Source organism: Streptomyces sp. A3M-1-3, assembly GCF_024213665.1.
In the GTDB taxonomy this organism is placed as follows: Bacteria; Actinomycetota; Actinomycetes; order Streptomycetales; family Streptomycetaceae; genus Streptomyces.
This window is the reverse complement of the sequence record NZ_JANAVP010000032.1, coordinates 57,384-83,815: the sequence shown is the minus strand read 5'-3', so window position 1 is coordinate 83,815 and position 26,432 is coordinate 57,384. Positions and strand designations below refer to the sequence as shown.

Sequence of the window (26,432 nt, the reverse complement as noted above, 5' to 3'; positions counted from 1 at the left end):
CAGGTCTGTCTTCACACACTGACATTGGACGCCCTCGTCCTATGTCCGCAGGCCATCCCTTGGACTCATTCATCTAGCGGTGCGGGGGCCGGGGGTCGGGGGCTAGCGGTGCGGGGGCCGGGGGTCGGGGGCTAGCGGTGCGGGGGCCGGGGGTCACTCCTCGCCAGGGGCGAGGACCGGAGGGGAAACCCGGGGCCGCCCGGTTTGTGAGTATGGCGGGCCACGTCTCCCTGTAAAGGGCGCTCCCTTTGGTCGCGTCGCTGCGCGACCAAAGGGAGCGCCCTTGACGCCCGGCCCGCAGCCGCCCACAATCACCGACCGGGCGGCCCCACACCCGAACCACCGCTCCTGGGCACGGATGGCCCCACCGGTCCACGCCCCCGGCCAACCTCCGCCCCCAACCACCCACCACCCCGCGGACGGACACGAAACAGAACCACCCGACCACCAGCCCCCGCCGCCCCGCCCCGCCCCGCCGTACCGTTCACTGCCGAACCGCTCACTCACGTACACACAACCCGCGTGGTGTGGAATGGGCACATGAGCGACATGAGCGACCACGACGCACCGCAGCAGGCCGCCGCCTTCCGCGATGTGCTCCACTCCCTCCGTGTGTGGGACACCGAGCTGCCCGGCTTCGATCCGGACACCGCGCCCAGTGAGCCGTTGGCCCTCTTCCACCAGTGGTTCACGCACGCCGCGGCCGCCGGGCAGGCCGAGCCGCACACGATGTCCCTCGCGACGGTGGACCCCGAAGGACGACCCGACGTACGGACGTTGATGCTGTACGACGCGGACGCGCGCGGCTGGCACTTCGCCTCACACGCGACCAGCGCGAAGGGGCGCCAGCTGGCCGCGCGTCCGTATGCCGCGCTCGGTTTCTACTGGCCGGCCGTCGGCCGCCAGGTGCGGCTGCGCGGCCGGGTAACCGCCACCGGGCCGGACGAGAGCCGGGCCGATCTGCGGGCCCGCTCGACGGGCGCGCTCGCCGCGGCCCTCACTGGGCGGCAGAGCGACGTACTCGGCTCGTACGAGGAACTGGCGCGCGAGTCCGCGGCCGCCTGGGAGCGGGCGCAGTCCGATCCGGACGCGCCCGCGCCCACCTGGACCCGCTACGTACTGGCCCCGGACGAGGCCGAGTTCTTCCAGGGCGACGAACGCCGCCGGCACATCCGTCTGCGCTACCGGCGCGACGGCGACGACTGGGTCCGCGAGCTGCTCTGGCCGTGATCGGGCCGGAAGACCGCGATCGCGACCTCCTTCGTCTCGTTGCGGAAGGCGACCTCCAGCGCCATGCCGATCCGGAGGTCCGCCGCCGCGCAGTCGACGACCTCGGTCATCATCCGGGGGCCCTCGGCGAGGTCGACGACGGCAGCGACGTACGGGACGCGGCTGCCGAACGGCGGCAGGTCGTTCCGGTGGACCACCGACCAGGTGTAGAGCGTGGCGCGGCCGCTCGTCGGCTCCCACGTCACGTCGTCGCTCCAGCAGTGCGGGCAGAACTCCCGCGGGTAGTGGTGCGCCCGGCCGCAGGCCGAGCAGCGGCGCAGCAGCAGCCGGCCCTGCGCCGCCGCTTCCCAGTACGGGCGCGTGAACGCGTCGGGCTCGGGGAGGTCGAAGCGGGCATCGGCCGGACCAGGAGGCGTGCTCGCGGGCGTACTCACAGGAACAGCCCCATCGCGTTGTCGAGGGACCACGCCTGCCAGCTCATGGCGAACAGCGCGACGAGCGAGATGAGCGCCATCATGGCGTTCTGCCCCTGCTCGGCCCAGTCGTGGATCATCAGGACCAGGTAGAGGAGGTTGAGCAGCAGGCCGCCTACGAGCGCGACCGGGGTCAGGAATCCGGCGACCAGGCCGAGCCCGAGGGCGAGTTCCGCATAAACGACGAGGTACGCCATCGCCTTGGGGCGGGGTTCGACGACCTTCCGGAAGCCGGTCCGCACGAAGGGCCACCGGTGCTTGCCCGCGACGTCCGCCGCCCAGGCGATACCCGTACCGCGCTCGAACCAGCCCTTCTTGTCCTTGTGGCGCCAGCTTTCCAGCCACCACAGGCCGAGGCCGATCCGGAGCACGGCGAGCCACTCCGCGCCGCCGAGCCAGATGGTCTGCATCAAGCACCCTCCCCGCATTTTTGACGGTACGTCAGTTCAGCGGACCGCGGCCGGTCGCGCAAGAGGTACGGACGCGGCGAGATGGCCGCGCGCCGCGAACCGCCTCCCGTCCGTGATCAATTCGCAACCGATTCAGGTCTTGACCGAGACCCATCAACAGAGGGTGCGATTACGCTCACGCATCATGGCCGACAGCACCCATGACAGACCCGTGTACGTCATCGGCGGCGGGCCCGGTGGTCTCGCCGCCGCTGCCGCGCTGCGCGAGCGCGGCCTGCGCGCGGTCGTACTAGAGAAGTCCGACAGCGTCGGCGCCTCCTGGCGGCGCCACTACGACCGGCTGCGTCTGCACACCACGCGCCGCCTCTCCGCGCTTCCCGGCCTGGCCATGCCGCGGTCGTTCGGGCGCTGGGTCGGCCGGGACGATGTCGTCCGCTACCTGGAGAAGTACGCCGAGCACCACGAACTCGAAATCGTCACCGGTGTCGAGGTGACCCGCGTCGAACGCGCCCCCGATGGCGCCGGCTGGCTGCTGCGCGCGACGGGCGGCCGCGAGCTCACCGGGCGCGCGGTCGTCGTCGCCACCGGCTACAACCACACCCCGCGGCTGCCCGAGTGGACCGGCCGCGACACGTACGCCGGGGAACTGCTGCACGCCTGCGACTACCGCAACGCCGCCCCCTACGCCGGCAAGGACGTCCTCGTCGTAGGCGTCGGCAACACGGGCGCGGAGATCGCCGTCGACCTGGTCGAGGGCGGCGCGGCGCGGGTACGGCTGGCCGTCCGTACCGTCCCGCACATCGTGCGGCGTTCCACGGCCGGCTGGCCCGCCCAGCGGACCGGCATCCTGGTGCGCCGGCTGCCCACCCCGCTGGTGGACCGGGCCGGGAAGCTGCTGGGCCGGATCTCGGTTCCGGACCTCTCCGCGCACGGCCTGCCCCGGCCCGACACCGGGCTCTACTCCCGCGTGAAGGACGGCGCGATCCCGGTCCAGGACGCCGGCCTGATCGACGCGGTACGCAAAGGCCACGTCGAACCGGTCGCCACCGTCGCTTCCTTCGACGGCGCCAAGGTGCTCCTGGCAGACGGCTCACACATCACCCCCGAGGTGGTCATCGCGGCCACCGGTTACGAGCGGGCGCTCGAGGGGCTGGTCGGCCACCTCGGCGTACTGGACGAACGCGGCCGCCCAGTCACCCACGGAGCACGAACGCCCACCGGGGTGCCCGGCCTGTACTTCACCGGATTCACGAACCCGATCAGCGGAATGTTCCGCGAAATGGCCCTGGACGCGGTCCGGATCGCGAAGGCGGTGAACAAGACCGACGAGCGCGCCGGAAGGTAGCCCTCAGGCTCAACCCATGACGGACCGGCTCATGAGAACGTGGATCCCACGCCGGCTACGACAGATTCCGCTGCAGCCCTGTTCCTGACGCGACGCCAGTTCAGTAATCTGACTATGCGTCAGTTATGTAGAGTCATCGAGCAGGAGCGGGTGGAACGATGCTTGGATCTACTCACGGCACCCTCACCACCGACTTCCGCGCACGTGTCGAGGCCTGCGGGGAGCATCCCCGCGTCGCCGTCCACTCCACGGCCGCCCCGTCCGACGCGTCGGCGGACGGTGGCCGGGACGTCAGCGGCCGGCCGTTGTACGCCGCCGTCCCGGACCTCGACCGGTTCTTCCGGCCCGAGTCGGTGGCCGTCATCGGCGCCTCCGACGCCGAGGGCAGGCCGAATACCGGGATCACCCGGCAGCTCATCGCCTGGGCCGAACGCGTCGGCGCCCGGCTGCACCCCGTGCATCCCACCCGTACCTCCGTGTTCGGCCTCCCCTGCTCCTCCTCGGTGGCCGACCTGCCGGAGCAGGTCGATCTGGGCGTACTGCTGGTCGCTGATCCCCTTCCCGTCATCGAGGAACTCGCCGAGACCAAGGTGAAGTTCGCGGTGGCCTTCGCCTCCGGCTTCGCCGAGACCGGCGAGGCCGGCGCCGCCGCACAGGCCCGGCTCACCGCCGCTGTGGAGCGGTCGGGGATGCGGCTGCTGGGCCCCAACACCAACCTCAACGCGTTCGAGAAGTTCCGCGACGACCTCGACGGCCCGGCCATCGCCCTCATCACCCAGTCCGGCCACCAGGGCCGGCCCGTCTACACCCTCCAGGAGCTGGGCATCCGGGTCTCCCACTGGGCACCGACCGGCAACGAGGCCGACCTGGAGACCTCCGACTTCATCTCGTACTTCGCTGAACAGCCCGAGGTCGGCGCCATCGCCGCGTATGTCGAGGGCCTGAAGGACGGCCGCTCCTTCCTGCTCGCCGCGGACCGCGCTGCGCGCAACGGCGTGCCGGTGGTCGCGGTCAAGGTCGGCCGCACCGAGACCGGCACCCGGATGGCCGCCTCACACACCGGCAAGCTCACCGGCGCGGACAAGGTGGTGGACGCGGCCATGCGGCAGTTCGGCGTGATCCGGGTCGACGGCCTGGACGAACTCCAGGACACCGCCGCACTGTTGGCGCGGGCCCGGAAACCGCGGGCCGACGGGGTCGTCGTGTATTCGATCTCGGGCGGCACGGGCGCGCACTTCTCGGACCTGGCGACGGAGGCGGGCCTGCGACTGCCCCCGCTGTCGGACGCCAAGCAGGCCGAGCTGCACCAGTGGATACCCGAGTACCTGAACGTCGCCAACCCCGTCGACAACGGCGGCCACCCGGTCGGCGACTGGCGTGGCCGGAAGATCATCGACGCCATCCTGGCCGACCCTTCCGTCGGCGCCCTGATCTGCCCGATCACCGGGCCCTTCCCGCCGATGAGCGACAAGCTCGCGCAGGACCTGGTGGATGCGGCGGAGGCCACGGACAAGCTGATCTGCGTGGTGTGGGGCTCGCCCGTCGGCACGGAGGACGCCTACCGCACCACCCTGCTCGGCTCGTCGCGGGTCGCCACCTTCCGTACCTTCGGCAACTGCATCACCGCCGTACGCGCCTACTTCGACCACCACCGCTTCACCGCCGGCTACCGCTCCCCGTTCGACGACGCACCGCGCACCCCTTCGCCGTCCTTCCGCAAGGCGCAGGCCCTGATGCACCCGGGCCGGCAACTGAGCGAGCACGCGGCGAAGCAGCTCCTTCGGGCGTACGGCATCCGCGTACCCCGCGAGCAGCTGGTGACCAGCGCGGCGGCGGCCGTCCGGGCGGCGGGGCTCGTCGGCTACCCGGTCGTCATGAAGGCGTCCGGGCCGCAGCTCGGGCACAAGAGCGAACTCGGCCTGGTCAAGATCGGCCTCACCTCCGCCAGCCAGATCCGCGACGCGTACCGCGAGCTGACCGACATCGCGCGGTACGAGAACATCCCGCTGGACGGGATCCTCGTCTGCCAGATGGTCGAGCGCGGCGTCGAGATGGTCGTCGGCGTGACGCGGGACTCCCTCTTCGGCCCCACCGTCACGGTCGGCGTCGGCGGTGTCCTCGTCGAGGTCCTGCACGACGCCGCCGTCCGCGTCCCGCCGTTCGGCGAGGAACAGGCGCGCGCCATGCTTGGCGAACTGCGCGGCCACGCACTGCTGGAAGGGGTCAGGGGGGCGCCCCCCGCGGATGTCGACGCGCTGGTCGAGGTCGTCCTCCGGGTCCAGCGGATGGCACTGGAACTGGGCGACGACCTGTCGGAGCTCGACATCAACCCGCTGATGGTGCTGCCCCGTGGCCAGGGCGCGGTGGCGCTCGATGCGCTGGCCGTATGCCGATGAGAGCCGGCGCCACCGCCGCCGCGTCGACACGGCGGCTCGCCATACGGCGGCTCGCCACCCGCCATGACCCGCTTCCCCGCCCCGGAAATGGAGCATTCCCATGACCGACTCCCCCCGTGAGCCCCCTCGTGGATCCGCTGACTCATTGGTACTGCACGCCACTGACAACGGCGTCTCGTGGATCACCCTCAACCGCCCCGAAGCGATGAACGCCGTCACCTGGGACCAGCGTGAGCGCGTCATCTCCCTGCTCTCCGACGCCTCCGCCGATCCGGCCGTCCGGGCCGTCGTCATCACCGCCACCGGCAAGGGCTTCTGCGCGGGCGCCGACCTGCGCGGGGCCCCCAGCACCGGGGACCGGGTGGCTGGGGACGTCGCCCGGATGATCCGGCTCGGGGCGCAGCGGCTCATCAGCGCCGTACTCGACTGCGAGAAGCCGGTGATCGCCGCCGTCAACGGCACCGCCGCCGGCATCGGCGCGCATCTCGCGCTCGCCTGCGATCTCGTACTGGCCGCGGAGTCCGCGAAGTTCGTCGAGGTGTTCGTACGCAGAGGACTCGTGCCGGACGGCGGCGGGGCGTACCTGCTCCCCCGTCTGATCGGGCCGCAGCGCGCCAAGGAGCTGATGTTCTTCGGGGACTCGCTCCCGGCGACGGAGGCCGTGCTCCTGGGACTGGTCAACCGGGTCGTCCCGGCCGAGGAGTTGACGGCGACGGCCCGCGCGTGGGCCGAGCGCCTCGCCCAGGGCCCCACGCGCGCGCTTGCCCTGACCAAGCAGCTGGTCAACGCCTCGCTGGAGTCCGACCGGGCCACGGCGTTCGCGGCGGAGGCCACCGCCCAGGAGATCAACATGACCACCTCGGACGCGAACGAGGGCGTGGCGAGCTTCGTAGAGCGCCGGACGCCCAAGTACCGGGGGCTCTGACGCCCAAGTACCGAGGACTCTAGGCAGATGTTGGCGGTGGCGGTGGCAGTGGTGGCGGCGGTGGCAGTGGCGGCGGTGTCAGGGGGATCTCGGCCCACACCTGCTTGCCGCCACCGAGCGGGACCGACCCGAAGGACTCCGATACGGCCTGGACGATGAGGATCCCGCGGCCGCCGGTCGCCTCCCAGTCCACCGCGCTCGCCGGCCTGACGGGCGTACGAGGGGACGCGTCGTGCACGGCGATCCGCAGGCGGTTCTCGGCCAGTGTCAGATCCAGCCGGACCTCCCCTTGCGTATGCGCAATGGCGTTGGTGACCAGCTCGGACACCACCAATAGGGCCACGTCCCGCTCCTCCGCCACACGCCACGAGCGCAGGGTGCGGGAGGTGAAGCGGCGGGCGTGCATCACGGCTTCGGGGAGCCGCCACACCGACCAGCTGACTCGTATCGGCCGTTCGAGCGTGCCGTCGTAGCGCAGGAGCAGCACCGCCACATCGTCGTCGCGCCGGTTCGCGCTCCCGAAGAGCAGTTCGTCGGCCACCCGCCCCACATCGGCCGGGTCGGCCGCTCCGAGCACCTCGCACACGCGGCTCATGCCGTCTTCCAGTTCGAGGTTCGCCGACTCGACCAGGCCGTCCGTCAGCAGGGTGAGCAGGGAACCTGGCACCAACCCGCCCTCGGTCATGGGGAATTCGGCGTCCGCGACCACCCCCAGCGGGGGTCCGCCCTGGATCTCCAGTTCCTCGGTGCGGCCGTCGGGGTGGCGCAGCAGCGGCGGCGGATGCCCGGCCCGGACGAACCAGGCCACGCCCTCCTCCATGTCCAGGTCCACATAGCAGCAGGTGGCGAAGAGATCGGTCTCCATGCCGACGAGCAGGCGGTTGGCATGGGAGATCACCACGTCGGGCGGGTGGCCCTCCACCGCGTAGGCCCTGATTGCCGTACGCATCTGGCCCATGATGGTGGCGGCTCCGGCGCTGTGCCCCTGCACGTCCCCGATGACGAGCGCCACATGATGATCGGGCAGCGGTATGACGTCGTACCAGTCCCCGCCCACTTCGAGTCCCACCGTGGCGGGCAGATAGCGGGCGACGGCCACCCCGCCCGGCAGCACCGGCAGCTTCCGCGGCAGCAGACTGCGCTGCAGCGTTCTGGCCAGCTCGTGCCGGGCGTCCAGGGCGTGGGCGCGCATCAGGGCCTGCCCGACCAGGCCCGTGGCCGCGGTCAGCAGCGACCGCTCCTCCGGCCCGAACCGGTGCTCGCCGTCCCACCCCACCAGGCATACGCCCACCATCCGGCCGTCGGCAGGGAGTGGCAGCACGGCGAGCCCGCCGGGGCCGATGCCCGCGAGACCGGGTTCGAGGGCGGCGCCCGGGGGCCACAGGCTCACATGGCCCTCCCGCAGCGCGTTCTCCAGGGTGGGCAGGGCGTGGCACGAGACGTCAGGCCATTCGGAGCGCCATTCGGACCGCCACAGGTCGGGCCAGGCATCGGGTTCCGGCGGGTCGAGGACGGTGACCACGAGCCGGTCGGCCTCCAGCTCGGCGACCGCCACCCGACTGGCACGCAGCGGGGCGCGCAGGGCCGCGACCACCACCCTGCTGACATCCCGGATCGTCGTCGCGCCGGCCAGCGTGGCGGAAAGGCGCTGCACCATGGAGACCTCGTCGGCGCTGGGCCGCAGATACGAGGCGTCGGCGACGACGCCCAGCATGCGCTCCGGTCGGCCGTCGGCGCCGACGAACACCCGGCAGCGCAGTCCCAGCCAGCGCAGCTCGCCGTTGGGCCGGCGGATACGGAACGCCAGCTGCTGGTCGGCGGAGGACAGCCGGCCCGGCTCCACGACGGACATCAGCGCGGGTACGTCGTCCGGGACGGCGCACGCGAGCAGGGTCTCCACCTGTCCGTCGAAGTGCTCCGGAGCGATGCCGAGCAGCTCCAGCACCTGCGCGTCCGCCTCCATGCCCCCGGTCTCCAGCAGCAGGGTGAACGCGCCGCTCCGGAGAGGCACCAGGCCGGGGGCCAGACGTGTCCGCCGTTCTGTACGCCCGGTGGCGCGGACCGCTACCGCTTCGAGGCCCGCGGTCACCTGGTCGGCGTAGAGCTCCAGAAGACTGCGGCGGTCGGCGTCGAAGCCTTCTGCGGACGCACCCACGACCACCAGGCAGCCCAGCTTTCCGGCGTCGCCTCCCAGCGGGAGCGCGCCCAGCGAGACATTGGCCGGCCATGTCCCGGAACCGTTGGGGAGGACCGGGTCCGAAAGGGTACGGGGGCCGCTCGCGCCGTAGGCCGCGACTTCTGCCGGGCCCAGCCACACGGGCCGGCCGGTGCGGAACGCGTCGGCGACAGGGGAGCGGCCGGCCAGGACGAAGACCGCCGGCAGCCCGTACGAGCCGCCGCGGCCGCCTCCGACCACCTCGGCCAGATGAAGCTTTTCGCCCGCTTCGTCCAACGTATAGACAGCGGCCAGCTCAGCCCCGCAAAAGGCAAAGACTTGCCTGGTCAAAGCCTGCACCGGCTCGACGCTCCGTTCCTGGGCATCCCGGCATCCACTGCTCCACTCCATTTTGCGTCTTCGCGGGCTGTGGGAGCGAGGCAGAGGGACCGGGGCTTCCAATCTGACGATGCGTCAGGTTCAATGGATGGTGTGATGGGACACGCAGGGATGGCGGCCACCGTCGTCCGATACCTCAGGTCCGTGGGCGCCGCCACCGTCGCGGAGCCCGTCGAAGCGCTGCCGCGCCCGGACCTGCGGGCCGTCGGCGACGACGAGCGATCGCCGGTCGATCCCGCCGAGCTCCGCCGCGTCCTGGGCAGCTTCGCCAGCGGCGTCACCGTCATCACGGCCCCGCCCGCCAACGGCGACACCGACTCCGACTCCGACGGCGACACCGACGCCGACACGGACGGGGCATCGGGACCGGCCGGCTTCGCCTGCCAGTCCTTCGCCTCCCTCTCCCTCGACCCGCCCCTGGTGACGTTCATGGTCGCCCGTACGTCGACGACCTGGCCCCGCATCGCCCGCGCCGGGGTCTTCTGCGTCAACATCCTCGGCGCGGACCAGGGCGAGCTGTGCCGCGGCTTCGCGGTGAGCGGCGCGGACAAGTTCGCGGGCGTGGCCCACCGGCCGTCCCCGGTCACGGGCTCGCCCCGGCTCGACGACGTACCGGCATGGATCGACTGCACGATCCACGCCGTCCACACCGGAGGCGACCACCTGATCGTGGTCGGCCGGGTCGCGGCGCTGGGCGCGAGGGAGGGGTCCGAGCCGTTGCTCTTCCACCGGGGGAGGTTCGGCCGCTTCATCGCCTGAGCGACCGTTCACCTGTACGGGTGGTTCGTCCATCAGGCCGGTGACGCGGCCGCCGGCCGTCGGCGGATGATCAGGGCCATCAGCGCCGCCACCGCGCACAGGGCTCCCGAGGCGTACCAGACCACGTCGTACGAGCCGAAGGCGTCCCGGGCCACGCCGCCCGCGAAGGCGACCGCCGCCGCGCCCACCTGGTGGGAGGCGAGGACCCAGCCGAACACGATGGCGCTGTCCTCGCCGTAGTGCTCGCGGCACAGCGCGATGGTGGGCGGGACCGTGGCGACCCAGTCCAGGCCGTAGAAGACGATGAAGAAGAGCATCGGCGGGTGGACGGACGGGGCCAGCAGCATCGGCAGGAACAGCAGGGAGATGCCGCGCAGGGCGTAGTAGACGGCGAGCAGCCGGCGCGCCTCGAAGCGGTCGGTGAACCAGCCGGAGGCGATCGTGCCGACGACATCGACCACGCCGATCACCGCGAGCAGCGACGCCGCGGCCGTGATCGGCATGCCGTGGTCATGGGCGGCCGGCACGAAGTGTGTCTTGACCAGGCCGTTCGTCGAGGCGCCGCAGATCGCGAAGGTGCCGGCGAGCAGCCAGAAGGGGCCGGTCCGAGCGGCCGAGAACAGCACCGTGACGGCCCGGCGCGCCGCACCCGGCACCGGGGCGGGCTTGGGCGTGACCTCCTCGGCTCCATACGGGGGCAGCCCCACGTCCGCGGGGTGGTCGCGCAGCAGCAGCCAGACGAACGGAACGACGGCCAGCGCGGCGAGCGCGACCGTGATCGCGGCGGGCCGCCAGCCGTGGTTCTCGACCAGCCAGGCGAGCAGCGGCAGGAACACCAGCTGACCCGAGGCCCCGGCGGCCGTCAGGATTCCGGTCACCAGGCCGCGCCGGGCCACGAACCAGCGGTTGGTGACCGTCGCCGCGAAGGCCAGCGCCATCGAGCCGCTGCCGAGGCCGACGAGGATGCCCCAGAAGAGGATCAGCTGCCAGGACTCGGTCATGAAGACGGTCAGGCCGGAGCCGACCGCGATGACGGTCAGGGCGACGGCGACGACGCGACGGATACCGAAGCGGTCCATCAGCGCCGCGGCGAAGGGTGCGGTGAGTCCGTACAGCGCGAGGTTGACCGAGACGGCGAAGCCGATCGTGCCGCGTGACCAGTCGAACTCCTCGTGCAGCGGTTCGATCAGCAGGCCGGGCAGGGAGGCGAAGGCGGCGGCCCCGATGATCGTCACAAAGGTGACCGCCGCGACGAACCACGCACGGTGGATACGGAAGGGGCGCCGGGCCGGCGGGATCTGCTCGGGGGCGGGGAGTCCGGTTGTCTGCGTCACGTCACACAGCATCCGGTCGGGAGATCGCCCCGGACGAGTGGCCCGGAAGTCAGCGTTCGATAGGATCGGGCCATGGCCGAAGAAGGCAGCACAACCGGAGAACCGCATCGCGTCGTGGTGCTGGCCCTGAACGGGCTGCTTCCTTTCGAACTCGGCATTCCGCACCGGATCTTCGGCCGCGCCAAGGACCCGGCCGGCCGGCCTCTGTACGAGATCGTCACGTGCTCGGTCCGGCCGGGGCAGGTCCGTACGGACGCCGACTTCGCCATCACCGTCGAGCACGGCCCCGAGGTGCTGGCCACCGCCGACACCGTCGTCGTACCCGCCTCCTACGAGCTCGGCCCGGTCTACTCCGAGGGCCGGCTGACCGACGAACTCGCCACGGCCTTCTCGTACGTACGCCCCGGCACCCGCATGGTCTCCATCTGCACCGGCGGGTACGTCCTCGCCGCCGCGGGCTTCCTCGACGGCCGTCCCGCCACCACCCACTGGTCCTCCGCGGAGCACTTCCAGCGGCTCTTCCCGTCCGTCCGGGTCGATGCCGACGTCCTGTTCATCGACGACGGAGACGTGCTCACCTCGGCGGGAGTGGCCGCCGGAATCGACCTGTGCCTGCACATCGTGCGGCGCGACCACGGCACGGCCGTCGCCAACGAGGTCGCGCGCCGTACGGTCGTACCGCCCCACCGGGACGGCGGGCAGGCCCAGTACATCCAGCGGCCCCTCCCCGAACCGCAGGTCGCGACCACGACATCGGCACGGGCCTGGGCGCTGGGCCGGCTGCACGAGCCGATCCAGCTGCGCGACATGGCCGAGCAGGAGTCGATGAGCGTACGGACGTTCACGCGCCGCTTCCGCGAGGAGGTCGGCGTCAGCCCCGGCCAGTGGCTGGTGCGGCAGCGCGTCGAACGGGCCCGGCATCTGCTGGAGTCCAGCGACCTGTCGGTGGACCGGGTGGCGCGGGACGCGGGCTTCGGCACCGCCCAGTCGATGCGCCAGCACCTACAGGCCGCGCTCGGGGTCCCACCGACCGTCTACCGCCGCACGTTCCGGGCAGGGTCCGGCAGTTGAGGGGGACGGCTCCTTCGGAGCGGGCCGCCGAGGCTCCCCCCGCCGGCTGATCCCGGTCGGTACGAGCGTCAGCGCCCCCAGGATCGCGGCGGACGGCGCGGCCACGCTCAGGGCAGCGCGGGTCAGCAGCGCGCTCACCGCGTAACCGCCGCCCGCTGCCTGCCGCCCGCTGCCCGCTGCCGCATAAGCGGACCCGCACACCGGACCGGAGCACTCGCGGGCCTCAGAACGTCAGTACGCCCCGCGCCACCCGCCCGTGGTGTGCGTCGTCCGCCGCCTTGGCGAAGTCCTCCACCGGGTAGGTCTTCGTGACTAGTTCGTCGAGCAGCAGCCGGCCCTCCCGGTACAGCTCCGCGTACAGCGCGATGTCCCGCTGTGGCCGGGCGGATCCGTACCTGCACCCCAGGATGGACTTGTCCAGATACATCGACGAGACCAGGAACGACGCCTCCGCGGTCGCGACCGGGACGCCGAGCAGGATCGCCTGGCCGTGCCGGTCCAGCAGGTCGATCGCCTGCCGGATCAGCCGCACGTTCCCGACGCACTCGAAGGCGTGGTCGGCGCCGGACGGCAGGATCTCCCTGACGCCCTCGGTCGAGTCGAGGAAGTGCGTCGCGCCGAACTGGCGGGCCACCGCCTCCTTCGCCGGGTTCGCGTCGACAGCGACGATCTTCAGCGCGCCCGCGATCCGGGCGCCCTGGATGACGTTGAGGCCGATCCCTCCGGTGCCGATGACGAGGACCGTGTCGCCGCGGTCGACCCGCGCCCGGTTCAGTACGGCGCCCACGCCGGTCAGTACCCCGCAGCCGATCAGGGCCGCGGACGTCAGCGGAATGTCGGGCGGGATCTTCACCGCCTGGACGGCCTTGACGAGCGTGCGCTCGGCGAAGGCGGAGTTCGACGCGAACTGGAACAGCGGCTCCCCGCCCCGCGAGAACGGCTGACCCGGCATCCCGATCGCCTTACGGCACATCGTCGGCCGCCCCCGGTCGCACTCCGCGCACGCCCCGCAGCTGGCCAGGGTGGACAGCGACACATGGTCGCCGGTCGCGACATGGGTGACCCCTGGGCCGACCGCCGCCACGACGCCCGCGCCCTCGTGGCCGAGGACGACCGGCACGGGGAAGGGAATCGTCCCGTCGACGACGGAGAGATCGCTGTGGCACAGCCCGGCCGCGGCCACCGCGACCAGCACCTCGCCGGGGCCAGGGTCCCGTATCTCCAGGTCGTCGACCACCTGGGGCTGCTGGCCGTCGAATACGACGCCCCTCATCACCACTCACCTGGACTCTCGGGGCAGGCCGAGCACCCGCTCGGCGATGATGTTGCGTTGGATTTCGTCCGAGCCGCCGTAGATCGTGTCGGCGCGGGTGAAGAGGAACAGCCGCTGCTCTTCGTCGAGTTCGTACGGCCGCACCTCGGCCCAGTCGTACGGTCCGGCGGTGGCCGCCGCACCGCGCACCTGCACAGCGAGCTCGCCCAGTCGCCTGTGCCAGCCGCCCCACAGCAGCTTGGCCACGCTCGGGGCGCCGGAATCCACGGAACCGCCCAGGGTGCGCAGGGCGTTCCATCGCATGACACGGAGCTCGGCCCACTGGCGGACGAGCCGGTCCCGCAGCACCGGATCGGCTGCCGCGCCCGTGTCGAGGGCCGTCCGCAGCACACGGCTCAACTCCTCGGCGAAGCCGATCTGCTGGGCGAGTGTCGATACGCCGCGCTCCAGCGCGAGGAGCCCCATGGCGACCATCCAGCCGTTGCCCTCACCGCCGAGGACGTGCTCCGCGCGTGCCGTCGCGCCGTCGAAGAAGACCTCGCTGAACTCGGCCGTCCCCGACATCTGGCGGATGGGCCGTACCTCGATCCGCCCCGGCTGGTCCATGGGGACGAGGAGGAAGGACAGCCCGCGGTGGCGCAGGGACCCGCGTTCGGTACGGGCCAGCACGAAGCACCAGTCGGCGTCCTGGGCGAGGGAGGTCCAGATCTTCTGCCCGCTGATCCGGTACGTGCCGCCCTCGCGCACCGCGGCAGTGCGGACCCCGGCGAGGTCCGAGCCCGCGCCGGGCTCGCTGTATCCCTGGCACCAGAGTTCCTCGCCGCGTGCGATCCCGGGCAGGAAACGGCGGCGCTGCGCCTCGTCGCCGTAGGCGATGAGGGTGGGGGCGAGCAGGTTCTCGCCGATGTGGCCGACGCGGCCCGGGGCGCGGAGGCGCGTGTACTCCTCCGCCCAGACGACCTGCTGGGTGAGCGTGGCCCGCCGGTTGCCGTACGGCCCGTGGCCGCCATACGGCCCGGGCCCGCCACCGCCGTCGCAGCCGAGCCCGTCCCAGCCCAGCCCGATCCAGCCGCCCGCGCCGAGTTCGCGCTCCCACGCCCGGCGCGCGGCGACCGCCTCGTGCTCGCCTCCGGGGCCCCCGCGGCCGGCGGCGGCGGCGAACTCGCCGGTGAGGTGCCCTGCGAGCCAGGCCCGTGCCTCCCCCCGGAACACCTCGTCCTCGTCACCGAAGCTGAAGTCCACGCGGCCCCGCCTCCCGCCGGATGTCGTCCCCGCACCGCGCACCGCCTACGCGTTGGGGCGGTCCTTCTTCGCCGCCGCCGCGGCCATCGCCTCCAGCTGGGCCAGCAGGGGCATCGGGTCGGTGCCCACCGTGCCCGGCAGGAAGTCGGCGATCTTCTCCGGCGTCCAGGCCCCCTCCGCGTATCCCGCACGCAGTTCACGCGGCTGCGCCCATACGGCGATCTTGGGTCCGGCGATCGTATACACCTGGCCGGTGATCCCCTCCTCCCGTGCCCGGTCACTCAGCAGGTAGGTGACCAGCGCCGCCACGTCCTCCGGCTCACCGATCTCCTTGAGCTCCATGGGCACGTTGGCGGACATCCGGGTACGGGCCACCGGCGCGACCGCGTTGGCCGTCACCCCGTACTTGTGCAGGCCGAGTGCCGCGCTGCGGACCAGCGAGATGATCCCGCCCTTCGCGGCGCTGTAGTTGGCCTGGGCGACGCTCCCCTGGTGGTTGCCGCTGGTGAAGCCGATCAGGGTGCCGGTGCCCTGCTTGCGCATGACGGCCGAGGCGGCGCGGAAGACCGTGAAGGTGCCCTTCAGGTGGGTGGCGACGACCGGGTCCCACTCCTCCTCGGACATGTTGAAGAGCATGCGCTCGCGCAGGATGCCGGCCACGCAGACGACGCCGTCGATCCGCCCGTACCGCGCGAGGGCCGTGTCGACGATGCGCTGTCCGCCGGCCATCGTGGAGATGTCGTCGGCGACGGCGACCGCCTCGCCGCCCGACGCCTCGATCTCCTTGACGACCGACTCGGAAATCTGGCTGGTCGGTTCGCCGCCCTCGATCGAGACGCCGTAGTCGTTCACGACGACCCGGGCCCCCTCGGCTGCCGCGGCGACCGCGACCGCCCGTCCGATGCCCCGGCCGGCGCCGGTGACGGCGATGACCTTGCCTGCCAAGAAGTTCCCCACGCCCGGCCCCTTCCCGAGATTTCTGACGGACCGTTAGATTTTATGGGCCATCAGGAGTCCGAGCACAAGCCCCAGGAGGCGCCATGTCACTACCGGCCGAGTTCCACGACATCGCCAAGCGCGTCAACAACTGGGGCCGCTGGGGAGCCGACGACGAGATCGGCACGCTGAATCTGATTACGGACGACGTGGTCCGGGAGGCCGCCGCGACCGTACGCACCGGCCGCCGGATCCCGCTCGCGCTGCCCCTCCATCAGGACGGCGTCCAGACGGGCGCGATCCCGGGCCGGGTCAACCCGCTGCACTCCATGGTCCAGATCAACCAGGAGCTGTTCGGCCCCGGCACGGTCGCGTGCAGCGACGACGCCGTGACGATGGGGCTCCAGGCCGCCACCCACTGGGACGCCCTGACCCATGTCTCGCACTCGGGGAAGATCTACAACGGCCGCCCCGCCGACACCATCACCCCGCACACCCGCGCGCAGTTCAGCGGGATCGACAAGGCACGGCACATCGTCTCGCGCGGCGTACTGCTGGATGTGGCGCGGGCCCGGGGAGTGGCCCGGCTGGCCGGGGACCACGCGGTGACCCCGGAGGACCTGTCGGCGGCGGAGGAACTGGCCGGCACCACCGTACGGGCGGGCGACATCGTGCTCGTACGCACCGGGCAGATCCAGGTGTACCTGGCGGGCGACAAGCACGCGTACGGGTATCCGTCACCGGGGCTGTCGATCCGTACCCCCGAGTGGTTCCACGCGCGGGATGTCGCGGCCGTCGCCAACGACACGCTCACCTTCGAGATCTTCCCGCCGGAGATCGAGAACCTGTGGCTGCCGGTACACGCGCTGGACCTGGTCGAGATGGGCATGCTGCAGGGCCAGAACTGGAATCTCGAAAAGTTGTCCACAGCCTGTGCAGAAGTTGGGCGCTACAGCTTCCTGCTCTCGGCGATGCCCGAGCCGTTCGTGGGCGGGGTGGGCACTCCGGTCGCACCGGTCGCCGTGCTCTGAACACTGCCGGGGCGAGAGGCTTGCGGATGGCGGCGCGCGCTCATGCGCACCCCGAGCACGGCACGGCGGGCCGCCATCCGACCGACCGCGACCCGCACTCGCCGAGGAGGATGGTTCGAAGGTTCCCTCGGCGTCCCCTCGCGACGAATCGCTCATCCAAGGGTGATCAACCGGCCACCTTCCGTCAACACCCCGTTAGTGGAATGCGAGTCACGCCCGATTGGTGACGGCGCACGACGGCTCATACGCCCCGGGCCCGTACGCCCCCTCGGACCCCGTTGCCGCGCCGCGGTCGACCTCGCACCAGATGCGCTTGCCCGCGCCTTCCGGCTGCCAACCCCAGCGGTCCGCGAGCCCGTCGACCAGCTCCAGGCCGCGGCCGCCCGTGTCGTCGCCCTCCGCGTGCCGCGGCTTGGGCGGGCAGGAGCTGATGTCGGCGACCTCGACCCGTACCGTGCCGGCGGCGTCGGCTCCGGGGTCCGCCGCGCCGAAGAGCATGCGCAGCACCGCCGGACAGCCGGTGTGCACCACGGCGTTGGTGACCAGTTCCGAGATGAGCAGGATCAGCGTCTCGGCCAGGGGCTCGTCGTCTCCTATACCGGACCCGGCGAGACGCGAGCGGGCCCATCTACGGGCCCGCCCCACCTCCGCGGGATCCGCTCCGACCTCCAGCTGAACCTGAAGCACCTGCACCGCTCACACCATCCGAACCGGCGGACACATCGCCTCGCGCCTACGCGGGGTCACGGAACGTGATCCCCTTACGAGACAGCATGGTTGACGTACAGTCACCACAACAAGCGCTTCGGGCATATTCCAGCGCGAAGGAGTATGCGTGGTGCATACTGTGCGACGCACACTGCGGGGAGTCGAACAGGGGCGCGCCCGGCGCGTCCATGCACGGCGAGCGGCGCGCATTCGCCGCGCCGGAGCCGCCGCACAGGCAACTCCGGGACAGTCGCGCCTCACCACCACTCGCACCCCACGGAGCGTACCGGAGCACCGCCCCGACTCCTGGCCGTGACGAGTCGCGGTAAGGACACAACCCGGTATCGACGGACCGTGGCCGCCGGGCGGCCGGGCAACCCGTCAGATGGCCTCGGCGAGCAGCTCCTCCGCCTCCTGTGCCGTCTGCCACTCCCTCGCCCGTACCCAGGCCCGCTTCAGATGCAGATGGACGTCCGCCTCCCAGGTGAAGCCCATGCCGCCGTAGACCTGCAGGCAGTCGCGCGCGTTGCGTACGGCCGCCTCGTCGGCCAGCAGCTTCGCGACGGCGATGTCGGTCGCCGTCCCGGTGACCGCGGCCGCGTACACGGCGGTCCGGGCCGGCTCGGCCCGTACCAGCATCTGCGCGCACAGGTGCTTGACGGCCTGGAAGCCGCCGATGGGCTGCCCGAACTGCTCACGTTCCCGCGCGTACCGGACCGCCATGTCCAGCGTCCCGGAGGCGCTGCCGACTTGCTGGGCGGCGGTGAGCAGTGCGGCCTCGCGCCGCAGCCGGGCCGCGCCCGCCCCGGCGGCGACCGGGCCGCCCGCCGGGAGCGGTGTACGACGTACCAGGTGCAGCGGGGTCAACGGGTCCACGGACCGGAGGGGTTCGGCGTCCAGGGAGGCGGCGGGCAGGACGCGGACGGTGTCCCCGTACAGGACCAGGACGCTGTCGGCGGCGTCCGCGTGCGCGACGAGCGGGCCGGCTTGCCCCGGGCCACGTGCCAGGTCGACGGCGGTCACGACAGCCGTACCCTCCGCCGCGCCCTTCACCAGCCCGGCCGCCAGCTGGCTGACGACGAGCGGCCCGGGCAGCAGCACCCGCCCGGCCTCCTCGTGTACGAGCACGGCCTCGGCCATGCCCAGCCCGACCCCGCCGTCGCTCTCGGCCAGCCGCAGCGAGAAGAACCCAGCCTCCGCGAGGACGGTCCACATGTACCGAAGACCGGCGGGCGGGGAGTCCACTGCCGCGCGCAGCGCCTCGCGGCCGAAGCGGGCGGCCAGCAGCTCCCGTATGCCCCGTCGCAGGTCACGCTGGTCGTCGGTGAGTTGGAAGTGCACGCGCGTCACCGGCCCTTCGGGAGGCCGAGGATGCGCTCGGCGACGATGTTCCGCTGGATCTGGGAGGTGCCCGCCGCGATCGTGTACGAGAGGGAGGAGAGCCGGTCGAGGGTCCACTCGTGGCCGGCATCGAGCGAGGAGGCGCCCAGCACCTCCGCCGCCGTGTCGTACAGCTCCTGCCGGGCGTGCGAGTACCGCAGCTTGAAGACGGAGCCGCCGACGCCGGGTACGCCGCCCGTAGCCTCCGACTCGCTGACGTTCCACTGGGTGAGCCGCCAGAGCGCCGCGAACTCGGCGTGCAGCCGGCCGAGCTTCCGGCGCAGCACCGTATCGTCCCAGCGGCCGTTCTCCTTTGCCGCAGCGGCGAGTTGGCCGAGCGTCCGGCGGCAGGCCACCACCTCGCCCACGAAGGCCGTGCCCCGCTCGAAGGACAGCGTGACCATGGTGACGCGCCAGCCGTCGTTCTCCGCGCCGACCCGGTTGGCCACCGGCACCCGTACCTCGTCGAGGAACATCTCGGCGAACTCCGTGGAGCCCGCCAGCGTGCGCAGTGGCCGGATCGTCACCCCGGGCGCGCCCATCGGCAGCGCGAGCCAGCTGATCCCGCGGTGCTTGGGGGCAGTCGGGTCCGTACGCACCAGGAGCTCGCACCAGTCGGCCACCTCGGCATGTGAGGTCCAGATCTTGGCGCCGCTGACCACGTACGAGTCGCCGTCCCGCACGGCCCGCGTGCGCAGTGCGGCCAGATCGGAACCGGCGTCCGGCTCGCTGAACCCCTGGCACCACACCTCGTCGCCGCGCAGCACGGGCGGCAGCCAGCGCGCCCGCTGCTCGGGGGTGCCCTCGGCGGCGATGGTCGGCCCGGCGTGCAGCAGGCCGACGAAGTTCGCGCCGACGTACGGGGCGCCGGCCCGCTCGGTCTCCTCCAGGAAGATCAGGTGCTGTGTGGGTGTGGCGCCCCGGCCGCCCGCGTCCACGGGCCAGTGCAGCCCCGCGTACCCGGCGTCGTACAGCCTGCGCTGCCAGCCGAGGTCGTAGGCCCGCCGGCCCGGCCAGTTGTCGGGCGAGGGCTTCGGCGGCAGCGTCGGCAGGACGGCCGCGAGCCAGGCCCTCAGCTGTGCCCGGAAGCCTTCCTCTGCATCGGTGCAGGTGAGGTCCATCAGTGGCCCGGCTTGTCTGCTTTGTCGAAGTCCAGGCCGAGCATACGGATGGCGTTGCCCCGCATCAGCTTGTACACGGTCTCGTCGTCGAGCCCCTTGACGTGGTCGAGGGCGACCTCCTTGGTGTGCGGGAAGGTCGAGTCGACGTGCGGGTAGTCGGTCTCGAAGGTCGCGTTGTCGCGGCCGACGACATCGAGCGAGGCGATCCCGTGCCTGTCCCGGAAGAAGCAGCAGAAGATCTGCCGGTAGTAGTACGTGGACGGCGGTTCGGGGATGAGGTCGCGCACCCCGCCCCACGCCCGGTGCTCCTCCCACACGTCGTCGGCGCGTTCCAGGGCGTACGGAATCCAGCCCATCTGGCCCTCGCTGTAGGCGAGTTTGAGCCGCGGGAACTTCACCAGCACCCCGCTGAAGAGGAAGTCCGTCATCGAGGCCATGGCGTTGTTGAAGGACAGCGACGCCTGCACGGCGGGCGGGGCGTCCGGCGAGGCCGCCGGCATCTGCGACGAGGACCCGATGTGCATGTTGACGACCGTGTCCGTCTCCTGGCAGACGGCGAAGAAGGGGTCCCAGTAGCCGGAGTGGATGGACGGCAGCCCCAGATAGGTGGGGATCTCGCTGAAGGTCACGGCCTTCACGCCACGAGCGGCGTTCCGCCTGGTCTCCGCGACGGCGAGGTTGATGTCCCAGAGCGGGATGATGCAGAGCGGGATCAGCCGGCCCCGGCTGTCACCGCACCACTCCTCCACCATCCAGTCGTTGTACGCGCGGACGCAGGCGAGGGCGACCTCCTTGTCCTTGGCCTCGGCGAAGGTCTGGCCGCAGAAGCGCGGGAAGGTCGGGAAGCACAGGGACGCCTCGACATGGTTGAGGTCCATGTCCTTCAGCCGCTCGGCCGGGTCCCAGCAGCCGCGCCGCATCTCCGCGCGGGTGATCCCCTCCAGCGTCATGTCGTCGCGGTCGAAGCCGACGGCCGCGATGTTGCGCTTGTACGGGAACTTGAGGTCCTCGTAGATCCACCAGTCGGTCGGCGGCCCGTCCGGGTCCATGGTGACCACGTACTTGCCGCCGGTGTAGGCGAGTTCGCCGATGCCTGCGGTCAGCGGCTGAGGGCCGCGGTCGCGGTACTTGGCGGGCAGCCAGGTCTCGAAGAGGTGGGCGGGCTCGATCACATGGTCGTCGACGCTGATGATCCGAGGCAGTTCCATTTGGGGGGTCCCCTCACCCGACTGTTTCTGATGGGTCGTCAGAAAGAGGCTAGCCCCGCACCCTCTGGACCGACAAGCGCGTGAGCCCTACGCTCTCGACACGATCTGACTGTCCGTCAGTTGTGGACTTTGGGGAGGGACCGGAAATGACCGGCAGTACCGCGCAGGAACTGGACGGCACCGCGACCCTGTGGGGGCTCGTCGCCCGCCGCGCCGCCCTCACCCCCGACGCGCCCGTGCTGATCCAGTCGGCCGACGAGCCTGCCGACGACCGCCGCCTCACCTTCGGCGAGCTGCGCGACCGCGCCGAGCGGGTGGCGGCCGGCCTGTACGAGCTCGGAGTCCGCCCCGGCAGTGTCGTCGCCTGGCAGCTGCCCACCCGGATCGAGACCGTGCTGCTGTCGGTCGCGCTGGCCCGGCTCGGCGCGGTGCAGTCGCCGGTCATCCCCTTCTACCGGGACCGCGAAGTGGGCTTCGCGCTACGGGAGTCCAGGGCCGGGTTCTTCGCCGTACCGGGCGAGTGGCGCAGCTTCGACCACACCGCGATGGCCCACCGCCTCGCGTCGGCGCTGCCGCACCACCTCGTCGTAATCGAGGCGTACGAGAACCTGCCGGACGCGGACCCGAGCGCGCTCCCCCCACCGCCCGCCGAAGGCACCACGGTCCGCTGGATCTACTGGACCTCCGGCACCACCTCCGACCCGAAAGGCGTCCTGCACACCGACCGCAGCCTGGTCGCGGGAGGCTCCTGCCTGGCGCACGCGCTGCGGCTCGGGCCGGACGACATCGGGTCGATCGCGTTCCCGTTCGCGCACATCGGCGGCCCGGACTATCTGGTGATGCTGCTGCTGTACGGTTTCCCGGCGGTCCTGTTCGAGAAGTTCGCCCTGCCGGACGCGCTCGACGGCTACCGCAGGCACGGGGTGACGACGGCAGGCGGCAGTACCGCCTTCTACTCGATGTTCCTGGCCGAACAGCGCAAGGCACCCGGCCGGAAGCTCATCCCCAGCCTACGGCTGCTGGCGGGCGGAGGCGCCGCCAAACCGCCCGAGATCTACCACGCCGTCGTACGGGAGATGGGCGTCCAGCTCACTCACGGCTACGGCATGACCGAGGTCCCCATGATCACCATGGGCGCGCCGGACGACAGCGCGGAGAACCTCGCGACCACCGAGGGCCGGCCGCCCCCGGGGATTGAGATACGCATCACGGACGAGGAGGGAAAGCCGCTGCCCGCCGGTACGGACGGCGAGGTGCGGCTGCGCGGCGAGGCGGTCTGCCGGGGCTACCTGAACCCGGACCAGAACGCCGAGGTCTTCGACGCCGACGGCTTCCTCGTCACCGGGGACGTCGGCCATCTCACCGCGAGTGGCCATCTCGTCCTCACCGGGCGGCTGAAGGACATCATCATTCGCAAGGGCGAGAACATTTCGGCCAGGGAGATCGAGGACCTGCTCCACCGGCACCCGGCTGTCGGCGATGTGGCGGTGATCGGCCTGCCCGACCAGGCCCGTGGCGAGCGGGTGTGCGCGGTCGTCGAACAGGCGGCGGGTTCCGGCGCGCGGACCGCGGAGCCGACCCCGGAGCTGACCCTGGAGTCGATGACGTCCTACCTGCGGGCCGAGGGCCTGTCCGTGCACAAGCTGCCGGAGCAGCTGGAGCTGGTCGAGGCCCTCCCCCGTAACGACGCCCTGCGCAAGGTCCTCAAGTACAAGCTGCGCGAGCGTTACACCTGAGAACGGCCGAGAGACCCGTCAGGCGTCCGGCTCGGCGGTGGTGTAGTACGCGGCGAACGCGGCCATGATCTCGTCCTCGCTGATCCTGCCGTCCCCGTCCGCGTCGAGCGCCTCCGCGGCCCGCCGGGCCACCTCGGGGTCGACTCCGAGCACCCTGATCACCCGGGCGGCGCTCTCCGGGGTCGCGCCACCGCCGTCCTCGTCCGCGACTGCGATCACGGCGTGCAGGAACGGGCGCGCGATCTCGGCGAAGCGCTGGGGGTTGTCGCGCAGCCGCTTCACGGCTCCGGTGACGAACTCCTGGCGGTTCACCCGCTGGTCGCCGTCCACGTCGGCGATGCCGGCCATGCCCTGCCAGAAGGCCTCGGCGCCGATGAAGACCGCCTGTCCCTTGTCGGAGCGGGCCGCTGTCCCGAACTCGGCGAGCACGGCCTTCGCCGCCGCGCTGAAGTCCTCGCGGTTGATGTAGCCGTTGCCATCCTGGTCGAAGCTGGCGAATCGGGCGGCGATCTTGCGCTCGTACTCTGCGCTGTCCATTTTCGGCCTTCCGCCTCACGTGTCAGGTGGGGTGCAGTCTCTTGCGGTCAGACGGAGCGTAAGGCCTGCATGGCCGGGAAGTTAAGGAAAGCGGGCAAGGTGTTGATCAACCGCAACCTCAGCCGGCCGGCCGCCCGAGTGCGAGCGGCTGCGCCTCCTCGTCCACCGCCGAGTCGATGTCCGGATAGACGTCGAAGAGCCGTCGTACGCCCAGCGCGGCAAGTACCCGGTTCACATGGGAGCCCTCGACCGCGCCCTGGGCGGGCAGTATCAGCCGCAGCCGGCCCTGGCAGGAGCGCATCAGGCGGCGCGTGGCGATCAGCACCCCGATACCGCTGGAGTCGCAGAACAGTACGCCGGAAAGGTCCAGCACCACCGCGCGGCGGCCCTCCGCCACGGCGTCGTGCACGCATCTGCGGACTTCGGGTGAGGTGACCAGGTCCAGTTCGCCGGAGATGTACAGCACGGCCCAGCCTCCCCGGTCCCCCTCGCTCACGTTCAGCAGCGACACGTGCCACACCTCTCGCCGTCGGATCCGGAATCAGTCGTTCCCTGGCGGCTGCCCCGCCGTACGCACCTGAAACGCGGCGGGATCCCTACCGTTGCCGCGCACGCCAGGGGCGCACTTTGCGGCAAAGGGGAGTGCGCCGCGGCCCATGGCCACTACATTCGAAGGGTCGACACAGGGCTGCGACACAAGGCTGGGGGCCGTATGCCGAAGGACGCACCACCCCGCTGGGACCGCCGGATGCAGCAGCGGCTCGCACGCGGTGAGGCGGCGGCGCTCGGGGAGTTGTACGACCGGTTCGCCTCGCTCGTGCACAGCCTCGCCCACCGGGTGCTCGGCGACGAGAAGGCGGCCGACCGCATCACCCTCGAGGTCTTCGGCTACATCTGGGAGAACCCGGACGCGTACGACCCCAAGCAGGGCTCCATGCGCTCCTGGGTGGCCCGGCTCACCCACCGGCAGGCGGTGAACCGGCTGCGCCAGACCGAGGCGGCCTCCCTCGCGGACGGCGGCGGTTCGCGCGAGGAGCTGGAGCAGAAGGTACGCAACGCCTCCGCGGCCGCCCGCGCCGACTACATCGTCACCTCCATGCCCGCGCCGCTGCGGGCCGCGCTGGAACTCGCGTACTTCCAGCGCCGGGACTACCGGCAGGCCGCGGCGGACCTCGGCGTCACGGAGGACGAGGCGCGCAGGCGCCTGCGCCTCGGACTGCAACTGCTCTCGACCGCCAACACCCGGCCGGTCGAAGGATCATCACCGTCCGGATACGGACGCGCGCTGTGAACGGGCCCGCGCAGGGAGAGCCGGAACCCGAGGGTATGGACGACAAGCAGCCGCGCATACCGGGCCCGCGGCCGGCGGCCGACAACCTCCACCTGCCCCAGGAGCCGCAGGTGCCCCAGGGGCGTCAGGTGCCCCAGGGGCGTCAGGTGCCCCAGGGGCGTCAGGTGCCCCTGGGGCGTCAGGGAGCGGTGCCGCCGGCGCCACTGACCCACCGGGTGCTGAAGTCGCTGCTCGGTGCCTGGGCACTGTCCGCCTGCTCCGCGGAGGAGACCGTCGCCGTAGAGAACCACCTGACCGAATGCGCCCCGTGCGCCGACGAAGCGCTGCGGCTCCGCGACGCGGTGGGACTCCTGCACGCCGAGGAGAGCCTCGATCTCGATCCGCTGCTGCGGTCGAGGGTCCTGGAGGGCTGCCTCGCCGGCAGGCCCGCTCGTATCCCGGTACCGGTGTGGGCCGCTCCGTACGACGCGGAGACGGCCCGGCTCGACGCCCTGCTGCGGGACATCGGCGACTCCGAGTGGCACGCGCCGGTACGGCTCAAGTGGTTCGAGGGCGAGCGGCAGGTCAGCCGCAAGACGACGGTCGCGGGTGTCATCGGGCACCTGATGACCGTCGACGGCCTGGTCGCCGCCGCCCTCGGCCTGGACGACCCGCTCGGCCCCGATGCACCGGACTCGCCCGGCACACCGGGTGAGCGCACCGAGGCGTACTGGCGGTCGTCCCACTACCCGTTCACCCGCAGAGTCCGCGAGCCGTGGCGCGAGCAGGGCCACACACTGATCCGCACGGTCTCCTTCGCGGGCCGCGGTGTGGCCGAACTCTCCGTCCCGTACGGGAGCGCCGCACTGCCCCTGCGGGACTCCTTCCTGGACCGCGCCTTCGAGTGCTGGGTGCACGCGGGGGACATCGCGGACGCGGTGGACTACCCGTACGACCCGCCGGCCGGGGCCCACCTCAACCGCATGATCGACCTCGCCGCCCGGCTGCTCCCGAGCGCACTCGCGGAGCGCCGCCGCGCCGGGCTCGCCGCACCCGCACGGCACCTCGTGGCGGCGGGCTCCCCCGGCCGGACCCTCCACCTGGAGGTGGAGGGCTCGGGCGGCGGCAACTGGTACATCGCGCTGGACTCCCCGGCGGCCACCACATCGCCGGACCACACGGTGGCCCAGATCGCGCTGGACAGTGTCGAGTTCTGCCGGCTCGCCGCCGGCCACATCTCCCCACAGGACGCGGCGGCGGGCCAGCACGGCGACCGCGAGGCGATCCGCGACGTACTGTTCGCGGCGGCCTCGCTGTCCAGGTTGTGAGGGGGAGGCTCGAACCGTCCGTCTGCCGGGCCATCGACCGCGTCTCAGCGGCAACCTGCCCCCCCCCCCCCCCCCCCCCCCCCCCGGGGGGGCCGGGGGGGGGGGCGGCGGGGGGGCGGGGGGGGCCCCCCCGGGGGGGGGGGGGGGGGCGCCCGCGGGGGGGGG

23 protein-coding genes are annotated in these 26,432 nt (G+C 71.8%); 10 read left to right on the top strand and 13 right to left on the bottom strand.

The window, feature by feature from the left end; genetic code table 11:
• Positions 1-540: 540 nt before the first annotated feature.
• Entirely contained in the window at positions 541-1,230 is a 690-nt protein-coding gene (locus tag NLX86_RS28695) for a pyridoxal 5'-phosphate synthase (RefSeq protein WP_254374714.1), read from the top strand.
• Here the strand turns inward: NLX86_RS28695 and NLX86_RS28690 are convergent.
• Both NLX86_RS28690 and NLX86_RS28685 read right to left on the bottom strand, forming a co-directional pair.
• A complete protein-coding gene (locus tag NLX86_RS28690) occupies positions 1,182-1,664 on the bottom strand; it encodes a Zn-ribbon domain-containing OB-fold protein (protein WP_254374713.1) in 483 nt (160 codons plus the stop codon). The genes NLX86_RS28695 and NLX86_RS28690 overlap by 49 nt on opposite strands.
• Positions 1,661-2,113: a DoxX family protein gene (locus NLX86_RS28685; protein ID WP_254374712.1), complete on the bottom strand. Its 453-nt coding sequence runs from the start codon at positions 2,111-2,113 to the stop codon at positions 1,661-1,663. The genes NLX86_RS28690 and NLX86_RS28685 overlap by 4 nt, the downstream gene beginning before the upstream one ends.
• Positions 2,114-2,297: 184 nt before the next feature.
• Here NLX86_RS28685 and NLX86_RS28680 point away from each other — a divergent pair, with 184 nt between their 5' ends.
• The 3 genes from NLX86_RS28680 (at position 2,298) to NLX86_RS28670 (ending at position 6,779) form a co-directional block, all read left to right on the top strand.
• A complete protein-coding gene (locus NLX86_RS28680) occupies positions 2,298-3,458 on the top strand; it encodes an NAD(P)/FAD-dependent oxidoreductase (protein WP_254374711.1) in 1,161 nt (386 codons plus the stop codon).
• Between the two features lie 158 nt (positions 3,459-3,616).
• Positions 3,617-5,854, top strand: a complete 2,238-nt coding sequence (locus NLX86_RS28675) for an acetate--CoA ligase family protein (protein ID WP_254374710.1) — start codon at positions 3,617-3,619, stop codon at positions 5,852-5,854.
• Positions 5,855-5,954: 100 nt separating this feature from the next.
• Positions 5,955-6,779: an enoyl-CoA hydratase/isomerase family protein gene (locus tag NLX86_RS28670; RefSeq protein WP_254374709.1), complete on the top strand. Its 825-nt coding sequence runs from the start codon at positions 5,955-5,957 to the stop codon at positions 6,777-6,779.
• Between the two features lie 19 nt (positions 6,780-6,798).
• On the opposite strand, the gene NLX86_RS28665 is transcribed toward NLX86_RS28670, so the two are convergent.
• Entirely contained in the window at positions 6,799-9,285 is a 2,487-nt protein-coding gene (locus NLX86_RS28665; protein ID WP_254374708.1) for a SpoIIE family protein phosphatase, read from the bottom strand.
• Positions 9,286-9,444: 159 nt separating this feature from the next.
• On the opposite strand from NLX86_RS28665, the gene NLX86_RS28660 reads away from it, so the two are divergent.
• Positions 9,445-10,092, top strand: a complete 648-nt coding sequence (locus NLX86_RS28660; protein ID WP_254374720.1) for a flavin reductase family protein — start codon at positions 9,445-9,447, stop codon at positions 10,090-10,092.
• 32 nt (positions 10,093-10,124) lie between these two features.
• Here NLX86_RS28660 and NLX86_RS28655 read toward each other — a convergent pair whose 3' ends face one another.
• Entirely contained in the window at positions 10,125-11,438 is a 1,314-nt protein-coding gene (locus tag NLX86_RS28655; protein ID WP_254374707.1) for an MFS transporter, read from the bottom strand.
• A 60-nt stretch (positions 11,439-11,498) separates the two neighbouring features.
• Here NLX86_RS28655 and NLX86_RS28650 point away from each other — a divergent pair, with 60 nt between their 5' ends.
• Entirely contained in the window at positions 11,499-12,497 is a 999-nt protein-coding gene (locus tag NLX86_RS28650) for a GlxA family transcriptional regulator (RefSeq protein WP_254374706.1), read from the top strand.
• A gap of 223 nt (positions 12,498-12,720) precedes the next feature.
• On the opposite strand, the gene NLX86_RS28645 is transcribed toward NLX86_RS28650, so the two are convergent.
• The 3 genes from NLX86_RS28645 to NLX86_RS28635 are packed head-to-tail and all read right to left on the bottom strand — an operon-like array spanning position 12,721 to position 15,969.
• Positions 12,721-13,770: a Zn-dependent alcohol dehydrogenase gene (locus NLX86_RS28645; protein ID WP_254374705.1), complete on the bottom strand. Its 1,050-nt coding sequence runs from the start codon at positions 13,768-13,770 to the stop codon at positions 12,721-12,723.
• 6 nt (positions 13,771-13,776) lie between these two features.
• Positions 13,777-15,012 carry an acyl-CoA dehydrogenase family protein gene (locus NLX86_RS28640; RefSeq protein WP_254374704.1) on the bottom strand — a complete coding sequence of 412 codons (1,236 nt, stop codon included), beginning with the start codon at positions 15,010-15,012 and terminating at the stop codon, positions 13,777-13,779.
• A 45-nt stretch (positions 15,013-15,057) separates the two neighbouring features.
• Positions 15,058-15,969, bottom strand: coding sequence for an SDR family oxidoreductase (locus tag NLX86_RS28635; protein ID WP_254374703.1), 912 nt, complete (start codon positions 15,967-15,969; stop codon positions 15,058-15,060).
• Positions 15,970-16,052: 83 nt separating this feature from the next.
• Between NLX86_RS28635 and NLX86_RS28630 the strand changes: the two genes are divergently transcribed.
• Positions 16,053-16,979, top strand: coding sequence for a cyclase family protein (locus NLX86_RS28630; protein WP_254374702.1), 927 nt, complete (start codon positions 16,053-16,055; stop codon positions 16,977-16,979).
• Between the two features lie 210 nt (positions 16,980-17,189).
• Here the strand turns inward: NLX86_RS28630 and NLX86_RS28625 are convergent, their stop codons facing one another.
• The 4 genes from NLX86_RS28625 to NLX86_RS28610 all read right to left on the bottom strand — a co-directional run bounded on the left by NLX86_RS28625 (position 17,190) and on the right by NLX86_RS28610 (position 21,396).
• Positions 17,190-17,672: an ATP-binding protein gene (locus tag NLX86_RS28625; RefSeq protein ID WP_254374701.1), complete on the bottom strand. Its 483-nt coding sequence runs from the start codon at positions 17,670-17,672 to the stop codon at positions 17,190-17,192.
• A 396-nt stretch (positions 17,673-18,068) separates the two neighbouring features.
• Positions 18,069-19,028 carry an acyl-CoA dehydrogenase gene (locus NLX86_RS28620; RefSeq protein ID WP_254374700.1) on the bottom strand — a complete coding sequence of 320 codons (960 nt, stop codon included), beginning with the start codon at positions 19,026-19,028 and terminating at the stop codon, positions 18,069-18,071.
• A gap of 5 nt (positions 19,029-19,033) precedes the next feature.
• Positions 19,034-20,188, bottom strand: a complete 1,155-nt coding sequence (locus NLX86_RS28615) for an acyl-CoA dehydrogenase (protein ID WP_254374699.1) — start codon at positions 20,186-20,188, stop codon at positions 19,034-19,036.
• Complete coding sequence (locus NLX86_RS28610; RefSeq protein ID WP_254374698.1) at positions 20,188-21,396, bottom strand: amidohydrolase family protein; 1,209 nt, start codon at positions 21,394-21,396, stop codon at positions 20,188-20,190. Before NLX86_RS28610 ends, NLX86_RS28615 begins: the two co-directional genes overlap by 1 nt.
• A 146-nt stretch (positions 21,397-21,542) precedes the next feature.
• Here NLX86_RS28610 and NLX86_RS28605 point away from each other — a divergent pair, with 146 nt between their 5' ends.
• Positions 21,543-23,132 (top strand): AMP-binding protein, encoded by a 1,590-nt coding sequence (locus NLX86_RS28605; protein WP_254374697.1) that lies wholly within the window; start codon positions 21,543-21,545, stop codon positions 23,130-23,132.
• An 18-nt stretch (positions 23,133-23,150) separates the two neighbouring features.
• Here NLX86_RS28605 and NLX86_RS28600 read toward each other — a convergent pair whose 3' ends face one another.
• Positions 23,151-23,669, bottom strand: coding sequence for an EF-hand domain-containing protein (locus tag NLX86_RS28600; protein WP_254374696.1), 519 nt, complete (start codon positions 23,667-23,669; stop codon positions 23,151-23,153).
• 118 nt (positions 23,670-23,787) lie between these two features.
• A complete protein-coding gene (locus tag NLX86_RS28595) occupies positions 23,788-24,180 on the bottom strand; it encodes an STAS domain-containing protein (protein ID WP_254374695.1) in 393 nt (130 codons plus the stop codon).
• Between the two features lie 201 nt (positions 24,181-24,381).
• Between NLX86_RS28595 and NLX86_RS28590 the strand changes: the two genes are divergently transcribed.
• Both NLX86_RS28590 and NLX86_RS28585 read left to right on the top strand, forming a co-directional pair.
• Positions 24,382-24,960: a sigma-70 family RNA polymerase sigma factor gene (locus NLX86_RS28590; RefSeq protein WP_254374694.1), complete on the top strand. Its 579-nt coding sequence runs from the start codon at positions 24,382-24,384 to the stop codon at positions 24,958-24,960.
• Positions 24,961-24,995: 35 nt separating this feature from the next.
• The gene (locus NLX86_RS28585) at positions 24,996-26,267 is read left to right on the top strand and encodes a zf-HC2 domain-containing protein (RefSeq protein ID WP_254374693.1); all 1,272 of its coding nucleotides are present in this window, start codon (positions 24,996-24,998) and stop codon (positions 26,265-26,267) included.
• Positions 26,268-26,432: the final 165 nt, after the last annotated feature.

Bases quoted from the DNA above. Each gene is read 5' to 3' on its own strand.
- NLX86_RS28660 (WP_254374720.1), top strand. From the start codon at position 9,445: ATGGCGGCCACCGTCGTCCGATACCTCAGGTCCGTGGGCGCCGCCACC.
- NLX86_RS28615 (WP_254374699.1), bottom strand. From the start codon at position 20,188: ATGGACCTCACCTGCACCGATGCAGAGGAAGGCTTCCGGGCACAGCTG.
- NLX86_RS28590 (WP_254374694.1), top strand. From the start codon at position 24,382: ATGCCGAAGGACGCACCACCCCGCTGGGACCGCCGGATGCAGCAGCGG.
- NLX86_RS28695 (WP_254374714.1), top strand. From the start codon at position 541: ATGAGCGACATGAGCGACCACGACGCACCGCAGCAGGCCGCCGCCTTC.
- NLX86_RS28655 (WP_254374707.1), bottom strand. From the start codon at position 11,438: ATGCTGTGTGACGTGACGCAGACAACCGGACTCCCCGCCCCCGAGCAG.
- NLX86_RS28670 (WP_254374709.1), top strand. From the start codon at position 5,955: ATGACCGACTCCCCCCGTGAGCCCCCTCGTGGATCCGCTGACTCATTG.
- NLX86_RS28675 (WP_254374710.1), top strand. From the start codon at position 3,617: ATGCTTGGATCTACTCACGGCACCCTCACCACCGACTTCCGCGCACGT.
- NLX86_RS28630 (WP_254374702.1), top strand. From the start codon at position 16,053: ATGTCACTACCGGCCGAGTTCCACGACATCGCCAAGCGCGTCAACAAC.
- NLX86_RS28600 (WP_254374696.1), bottom strand. From the start codon at position 23,669: ATGGACAGCGCAGAGTACGAGCGCAAGATCGCCGCCCGATTCGCCAGC.
- NLX86_RS28685 (WP_254374712.1), bottom strand. From the start codon at position 2,113: ATGCAGACCATCTGGCTCGGCGGCGCGGAGTGGCTCGCCGTGCTCCGG.
- NLX86_RS28680 (WP_254374711.1), top strand. From the start codon at position 2,298: ATGGCCGACAGCACCCATGACAGACCCGTGTACGTCATCGGCGGCGGG.
- NLX86_RS28605 (WP_254374697.1), top strand. From the start codon at position 21,543: ATGACCGGCAGTACCGCGCAGGAACTGGACGGCACCGCGACCCTGTGG.
- NLX86_RS28650 (WP_254374706.1), top strand. From the start codon at position 11,499: ATGGCCGAAGAAGGCAGCACAACCGGAGAACCGCATCGCGTCGTGGTG.
- NLX86_RS28645 (WP_254374705.1), bottom strand. From the start codon at position 13,770: ATGAGGGGCGTCGTATTCGACGGCCAGCAGCCCCAGGTGGTCGACGAC.
- NLX86_RS28585 (WP_254374693.1), top strand. From the start codon at position 24,996: ATGGACGACAAGCAGCCGCGCATACCGGGCCCGCGGCCGGCGGCCGAC.
- NLX86_RS28610 (WP_254374698.1), bottom strand. From the start codon at position 21,396: ATGGAACTGCCTCGGATCATCAGCGTCGACGACCATGTGATCGAGCCC.